Here is a 7,288-nt window from a genome sequence, read left to right as displayed (position 1 = left end):
AAAAATAAAAATTGACGTTTCACGTTGTTTGTTTCGTTCAGTTTTCAAAGAACTACTTGGTCGCTCATTTGCGACTTCCTTATGTTAACATCTTCATTTTTCGATGTCAACTAAGTTTTTCAATTTCTTTTTTGTCGTTTTCTGCGTTTCCGCATCAGCGACGGTTATTAATATATCATGCAGTATATACAGGGTCAATACTTTTTATAAAAAAATTTCACATCCCGTTAAAAACTTAAAAATCGCTGTAAAAATCATTATAGCACCCATTCATTCTTCATGGCTCCCCTCCTATCCATTTCATATATTATCCCTTTATCAATTTACACGAGAGTGAAAATTCTAAATTTTATGTTATATTATTATTATAGGAGTGTGGTGAGAATGAGCATTAAGTATTCAAACAAAATCAATAAAATCCGGACCTTTGCATTAAGTTTAGTATTTATCGGCCTCTTCATTGCATACTTAGGTGTCTTTTTCCGCGAAAACATTATTATTATGACAACATTTATGATGGTTGGCTTTTTAGCTGTTATCGCTAGCACTGTCGTTTACTTTTGGATTGGTATGTTATCTACTAAGACTATCCAAATTATTTGTCCAAGCTGTGATAAGCCAACAAAAATGCTCGGCCGTGTCGATGCATGTATGCACTGCAATCAACCTTTAACACTAGATCGAGATCTAGAAGGAAAAGAATTTGATGAAAAGTATAATAAGAAGAGTTATAAATCATAAGTATCAAGGGAAATACGAGTTTGCAACACTACAAACGTTTCAACTCATTAAAAAGTTGATTTCTTAAGAAATCAACTTTTTAATTGTTTTATTAAATTTATTACACCTATTTTTTCGAAATAACAGTAAACATCCCTGTCATGTTAGGCGAATAATCTTTAAAATCATATTTTTCGTAGAATGATGTTTTCCCTTGCGACGCAAACAAACCAATAAATGCTTTATCTGGAGCATTCTGATTTAAGTATTCTACTAAAGTATTCATTATTTTCTTTCCAATACCATTCTTTTGATACTCTGGATGAACCACTATATCTTGAATATAGAAATAGATAGCCCCATCACCAACAATTCTGCCCATGCCGATGATTTGATTATTATCCTTGACTGTTATACAGTAAATCGAATTTTGAAGTGATATTTCCGCCACCTCAAAGTTCATATAATTAGTCCATCCCACAGAATCACATAAATATTTATATTCTTCCAATGTTGGAATGTCACTTTTAATCTCATATTTCTTCAAAATGTCCCCTCCAAGAATTCATTTCCACCAATACAAAGTAAATTCGACAAACTTTTATCTAACCCTTCTTACTAACTTAGCACTGTAAATCCCGATTAACCTCACGCTAATCCTTATATAATAAAGAAAGAGGCTGACGTATAGCCGTCAGCCTCTTTCTTTATTATATATTACGCCTTATGACACTCTGGACAAACGCCATAAATTTCTAAGCGATGACTATTGATAACGAAGCCTGTCGTTTTCGCAGCTTCCTCTTCCAGCTTTTCCAAGCCTCCATAAGGAAAATCAACAATCTTACCACATTTTTCGCAAATCACATGATAATGTTGACTTGTAACATAATCAAATCTACTTGAAGCGTCTCCATAAGTTAATTCCTTTACAAGTCCAACCTCTTTAAACACACGTAAGTTATTATAGACAGTTGCAACACTCATATTTGGAAACTTACCTTCTAATGCTTTATAAATATCATCCGCTGTTGGGTGCGTCATTGATTCCACAAGGTACTCTAAAATAGCATGACGCTGTGGAGTAATGCGTACACCCGTATTTTTCAGCATTTCTAGCGCTTCTTTTAATTCTTCTTTGACCACCGTCATGCACCCCGATTCTATACGGATTATTATTTTATAATTCTTATAAAGAGTGTACTCCTTTTCTTATAAATCGTCAATATTTCTACTATAAGTATGTGGTTTATTTTTATATTCAGGACTTGTTTTTATGTATCTTTCCCTTTTTCTTCATATATTACATAGAAAAAAGTGCGACATAATCGCACTTGGAATACTATCATCTGAGGAGGTATGCCCTACACTTCCACTTTATGTAAGGCAGTAAAATATGTATAGACACTTGCCTTGTTTCTGCATATTTTATCTCCAATGTAGATTTATTTTATATAAGAAAGAACATCCTCAATATGTCCTTTCACTTTCACTTTACGCCACTCTTTTACAAGTTCACCGTCTTTATTAATAAGGAATGTAGAACGCTCGATTCCCATATACTCTTTCCCAAAGTTCTTTTTCAATTTCCAAACATCGTATAATTCTGCTACTTTATGATCCTCGTCTACTAAAAGTGTAAATGGAAGTTCATGCTTCTCAATGAATTTCAAATGTCTATTTGCCGGATCCGGACTCACTCCAAGAATAACCGTGTCCTTCTCTTGAAATAATCCATACGCATCACGGAAATCACACGCTTCAGTTGTACAACCTGGAGTCATATCTTTCGGATAAAAATATAGAACTACATTTTTACCACGAAAATCAGCTAAGCGAACTTGTTCCCCGTTACTTCCCTCTAATGTAAAATCTGGAGCCATTTCTCCTACTGTAATCATTGTTATCACTCCTACTCTTTTCTTTTACTATATCAAATGCTATCTTATTTTTCATTGTCTATTACAGACCTCATCACAAAAGCAAACGGTAATGTATATCCAATTAGCGCTTCCGCAATTGCAATCCATCGCCCAATTCCAATCGGAGATATGTCACCATATCCAACAGACAATAAAGTAACTGCGCTAAAATATAAACAAACTTCAACGAGTTGAAAAGAATGAGCGTTCAAACTTTCTCCGTCCTCTTTCAAAACTGCGAAACCCATTTCCTCTAATACAACGTAACTTAATCCAAACGCGATCAGTACTGTTGTATAGATTAAAAATAATGTGGCCAAATTATACAGCGAAAAAAAACGCGTTGAATCTGAATAGGAACTCCATAATAATTGGACACTTTTCAAAATAGCGATTGCTGCAAGTAATAGAATAAATCCCCATAACATGTCCTCCACCTCATTTTATATGTATGAGACGACCATTGGATTTATCCCTTAGAAACAAACAAGCTTCTATAATTAATTCCCAGCACCACGGTACCTTTTTACCCCTTGATTCCAAAGAGTAATTGCAATCGTAAAACAGATAACACCAACAATTGGCGTCGCGAATGCATAACTATTCCATTCTGTTTTTCTTAAAAAGTATGCTGCTGGATATACTCCAACAAACGCAAACGGTAAAACAAACGTTAAAATGAAACGAATTACACGATTATAAATATTAACAGGATAGCGCCCGTAATTACCTATGTTATACATAAGGGGCATAATTGAACTTTTCGCATCTGACCAAAAACCAAGGCTCGCAAGCGTAACAAATATCCCTCCATATACAAATGCGCCTCCTCCTACCATCAATATAAATAAGAAGAAATCATACCAGTAAAAAGATAATTGTAACTCTACAGCCGCATATCCCATTACAATCATTCCTGTAATGGCCCCAATTAAAGACTCAAGTTCCATTCTTTCTAATATAATTTGAAACAAGCTATGAATCGGTCTCGTTAATATACGATCCATCTCCCCTTTAATAATGTAACGATCATTAAAGTCCCATATGTTAAAGAAAGCTGAGAAAATGGCAAACGGCACTAAAAAGAAACCATAAATAAAGATTACTTCTTCTCTACTCCAGCCTTTTAATGCTTGTGTATGCCCAAACACAACGAGAATAAAGATTAAATTAACAGCCTGTAGTGATAAATCAGAAAGTAATCCAACGATAAAATCGCCCCGATACTCCAATTTTGTTTTTATATATTGGCTTGCATATTGCAAAAATAGTTTTATATATATCATCTCATCATCCCCCTTGTACAATTAGACGTTTTCTCGCCGTTCTCCACATGAGTACAATTGGAATAATAAGGACAATTGCCCAAATTACTTGGAATAATAATGCCTCATACAATTTACTTCCTTGTATACCTTCTGAAAAAATCATACTCGGAATATAACTAATGGCTTGAAACGGTAAAAACATCATTGCCTTTTGGGCCCATAACGGATAAAAACTAATCGGTAATAATAGACCAGAAAATAAATCAATAACAACACGTTTTGCATACATAATTCCACTATTATTAAATAGGAAGAACGTGAGCATTCCCGTCATTAAATTAATTTGTGTATTAATAATAAAACTAAATATTAAAGACAAGAAGAAATATAACCACGTTTGAAAATTCGTTGTAATTTGCAATGAAAATAATAACGTAACGATAACCATACCTGGAATTGAAAAGAATGCAAAACGAAATATCCCTTCACCAAGACCTTGCATCACTTTCATCCCTAAATAATTATATGGACGAATCAGTTCTACCGCTACACGTCCTTCTTGAATCTCCATCGCAATTTCCCTATCTATATTATTAAAATAAAAGGCACGTGCCATCCACGCAATTGCGATATACGTAGTCATTTGCGAAATAGATAAACTTTCAATGTTCTCTTTTCCGCTATAAATTGCTTGCCATAAAAAATAATACGCACCGATATTAATCGTATAAATTAAAATCCCGCTATAATAATTTGTGCGATACGCAAGCATCATTAAAAAGCGAATTCGAATCATTTCAATATACTTACCCATGTTTAATACCTTCTTCATAAATGTTACGAATAATTTCCTCTGTAGACACTTCATTAATTTTTAAATCTTTAATTTGAAAGGCTTGTACTACTTTAGAAATAAGCATTGAAATAATAACTTCTTCATTCGGTATTTTTGCAACCCACGCGTTTTCCTCTTTCGCTTTCAACCAAACGACATGACTATCTGGCATAACCATTGATAAAGCCTGATAGGAAACTGGTGCAATAAACTGAAAATGTATTTCCTTCTCTGCTCCCCACTGCGTACGAAGATTATTTAAAGAACCGTCATACATAATATTTCCTTCATCCAGCATGATAACACGCTCACATAATGCTTCAATATCAGTAATATCATGGGTTGTTAATAAAATTGTTGTTTTATAACGTTCATTCATTTCTTTTAAAAATTCACGTATTTTCAATTTCACAAGTACATCTAGCCCAATTGTTGGTTCATCTAAAAATAATAACGGTGGGTTATGAATTAATGCTGCCGCTAATTCACAACGCATTCTTTGACCTAGAGATAACTTTCGAACTGGCTTATCTAATAAAGGACCAATATCTAACGTTTCAATTACGTGCTCCATATGTTCTTTATACTGAGCGTCTGATACACCGTACACTTTTTTTAATAAACGAAACGATTCTTGTACAGCAATATCCCACCAAAGTTGCGAGCGCTGTCCAAAGACAACACCAATGGTTCTTACAAATTCTTCTCTCTGCTTATGTGGGTTCATCCCATTTACTAAAATCTCTCCTGATGTCGGAGTCAAAATCCCCGTAAGCATTTTAATTGTTGTTGATTTACCAGCACCGTTCTCACCGATATAACCAACCATCTCACCTTGTTTTACAGTAAAAGATACATCATTTACTGCTGGTACTATTTTATAATTACGATTTAATAAATCGCGAAATGCACCCTTTAAACCCGGACGACTTGAATAGGCTGTAAATTCTTTACGTAACCCTTGTACCTCAATTACCGATTTCATAATCGGACCCCCCTCCTAAATGTCACAACGAATAGTTTACCCAACTGCCTTCTCTATCACAAACAATACGTCTTTTCGAAAAACATGTTAGAATAATACATAGATTTTTGTAAGGAGATGAATGGTAGTGAAATTCACAAAATCAGAAGCATTACATAAAGAAGCTTTAGAACATATCGTTGGCGGCGTTAATAGTCCTTCTCGTTCTTTTAAAGCAGTTGGCGGTGGCGCTCCTGTTGCTATGGAACGTGGAAAAGGTGCTTATTTCTGGGATGTAGACGGAAATAAATATATCGATTATTTAGCAGCATACGGTCCTATTATTACTGGACATGCTCACCCGCATATAACAAAAGCAATTACAACAGCTGCTGAAAATGGTGTACTTTACGGAACACCAACAGCGCTAGAAGTAAAATTTGCAAAAATGTTAAAAGAGGCAATGCCTGCTTTAGATAAAGTACGCTTTGTAAACTCTGGTACTGAAGCAGTAATGACGACAATTCGTGTTGCTCGTGCTTACACAGGCCGCACAAAAATCATGAAATTCGCTGGTTGTTACCACGGTCATTCTGATTTAGTACTTGTGGCAGCTGGATCTGGTCCTTCTACTTTAGGAACTCCTGACTCAGCTGGCGTACCACAAAGTATCGCACAAGAAGTTATTACCGTTCCATTTAATAATGTAGAAACTTTAAAAGAGGCTTTAGATAAATGGGGTCATGAAGTAGCAGCTATCCTTGTAGAACCGATCGTTGGAAACTTCGGTATTGTAGAGCCTAAACCAGGATTCCTTGAAAAAGTGAATGAACTTGTTCATGAAGCTGGTGCACTAGTAATTTATGATGAAGTTATTACCGCTTTCCGCTTCATGTACGGTGGTGCTCAAGATTTACTTGGCGTAACACCAGACTTAACAGCGCTTGGTAAAGTTATTGGCGGCGGACTTCCAATCGGTGCTTATGGTGGTAAGAAAGAAATTATGGAACAAGTTGCTCCGCTTGGACCTGCATATCAAGCAGGTACAATGGCAGGAAATCCTGCTTCTATGGCATCTGGTATTGCTTGTCTAGAAGTTCTTCAACAAGAAGGACTTTATGAGAAATTAGATGAGCTTGGTGCCATGCTTGAAAAAGGAATTTTAGAGCAAGCAGCGAAACATAATATCGATATTACATTAAACCGTCTAAAAGGTGCTTTAACTGTATACTTCACAACAAATACAATTGAAGATTACGATGCAGCACAAGATACAGACGGTGAAATGTTCGGTAAATTCTTCAAGCTAATGCTTCAAGAAGGAGTTAACTTAGCACCGTCTAAATACGAGGCATGGTTCTTAACGACAGAACATACAAAAGAAGATATTGAATATACAATTGAAGCTGTAGGCAGAGCATTTGCTGCTTTAGCAGATAGCAAATAATCCCGTCATTAAAAGGAAAAAAGAAAGCTCACCTTTCTTTTTTCCTTTTTTCTATTTCATAAATTCCGTATTAATAGTATAATTATTCATAATTATCTGTTTTATATTCTTTTACAGCATTACTATCTCTGT

9 protein-coding genes are annotated in these 7,288 nt (G+C 35.0%); 2 read left to right on the top strand and 7 right to left on the bottom strand.

Going from position 1 to position 7,288, the window contains the following annotated elements; genetic code table 11:
• Positions 1-384: 384 nt before the first annotated feature.
• Complete coding sequence (locus C4S65_RS26515; protein ID WP_000025058.1) at positions 385-741, top strand: YgzB family protein; 357 nt, start codon at positions 385-387, stop codon at positions 739-741.
• A gap of 106 nt (positions 742-847) precedes the next feature.
• Here C4S65_RS26515 and C4S65_RS26510 read toward each other — a convergent pair whose 3' ends face one another.
• From C4S65_RS26510 to C4S65_RS26480, 7 genes are all read right to left on the bottom strand, one after another.
• The gene (locus C4S65_RS26510) at positions 848-1,267 is read right to left on the bottom strand and encodes a GNAT family N-acetyltransferase (protein WP_000759743.1); all 420 of its coding nucleotides are present in this window, start codon (positions 1,265-1,267) and stop codon (positions 848-850) included.
• A gap of 170 nt (positions 1,268-1,437) precedes the next feature.
• The gene (gene perR / locus C4S65_RS26505) at positions 1,438-1,866 is read right to left on the bottom strand and encodes a peroxide-responsive transcriptional repressor PerR (RefSeq protein WP_000237829.1); all 429 of its coding nucleotides are present in this window, start codon (positions 1,864-1,866) and stop codon (positions 1,438-1,440) included.
• Between the two features lie 299 nt (positions 1,867-2,165).
• Positions 2,166-2,621 carry a thioredoxin-dependent thiol peroxidase gene (gene bcp / locus C4S65_RS26500; RefSeq protein WP_061666222.1) on the bottom strand — a complete coding sequence of 152 codons (456 nt, stop codon included), beginning with the start codon at positions 2,619-2,621 and terminating at the stop codon, positions 2,166-2,168.
• Positions 2,622-2,665: 44 nt separating this feature from the next.
• Positions 2,666-3,070: a potassium channel family protein gene (locus C4S65_RS26495; RefSeq protein ID WP_000964360.1), complete on the bottom strand. Its 405-nt coding sequence runs from the start codon at positions 3,068-3,070 to the stop codon at positions 2,666-2,668.
• 72 nt (positions 3,071-3,142) lie between these two features.
• Positions 3,143-3,928 carry an ABC-2 family transporter protein gene (locus tag C4S65_RS26490; RefSeq protein WP_000639349.1) on the bottom strand — a complete coding sequence of 262 codons (786 nt, stop codon included), beginning with the start codon at positions 3,926-3,928 and terminating at the stop codon, positions 3,143-3,145.
• 4 nt (positions 3,929-3,932) lie between these two features.
• Positions 3,933-4,724: an ABC-2 family transporter protein gene (locus tag C4S65_RS26485; RefSeq protein ID WP_000521517.1), complete on the bottom strand. Its 792-nt coding sequence runs from the start codon at positions 4,722-4,724 to the stop codon at positions 3,933-3,935.
• Positions 4,717-5,730, bottom strand: coding sequence for an ATP-binding cassette domain-containing protein (locus C4S65_RS26480; RefSeq protein ID WP_000843648.1), 1,014 nt, complete (start codon positions 5,728-5,730; stop codon positions 4,717-4,719). Before C4S65_RS26480 ends, C4S65_RS26485 begins: the two co-directional genes overlap by 8 nt.
• 121 nt (positions 5,731-5,851) lie before the next feature.
• Between C4S65_RS26480 and hemL the strand changes: the two genes are divergently transcribed.
• Positions 5,852-7,156, top strand: a complete 1,305-nt coding sequence (hemL, locus tag C4S65_RS26475) for a glutamate-1-semialdehyde-2,1-aminomutase (RefSeq protein WP_000260533.1) — start codon at positions 5,852-5,854, stop codon at positions 7,154-7,156.
• The last annotated feature ends 132 nt before the right edge of the window (positions 7,157-7,288 follow it).

Source organism: Bacillus sp. ok061 (genome assembly GCF_900108285.1).
Classification (GTDB): Bacteria; Bacillota; Bacilli; order Bacillales; family Bacillaceae_G; genus Bacillus_A; species Bacillus_A thuringiensis_S.
This window is presented reverse-complemented; position numbering and strand designations above follow the sequence as displayed.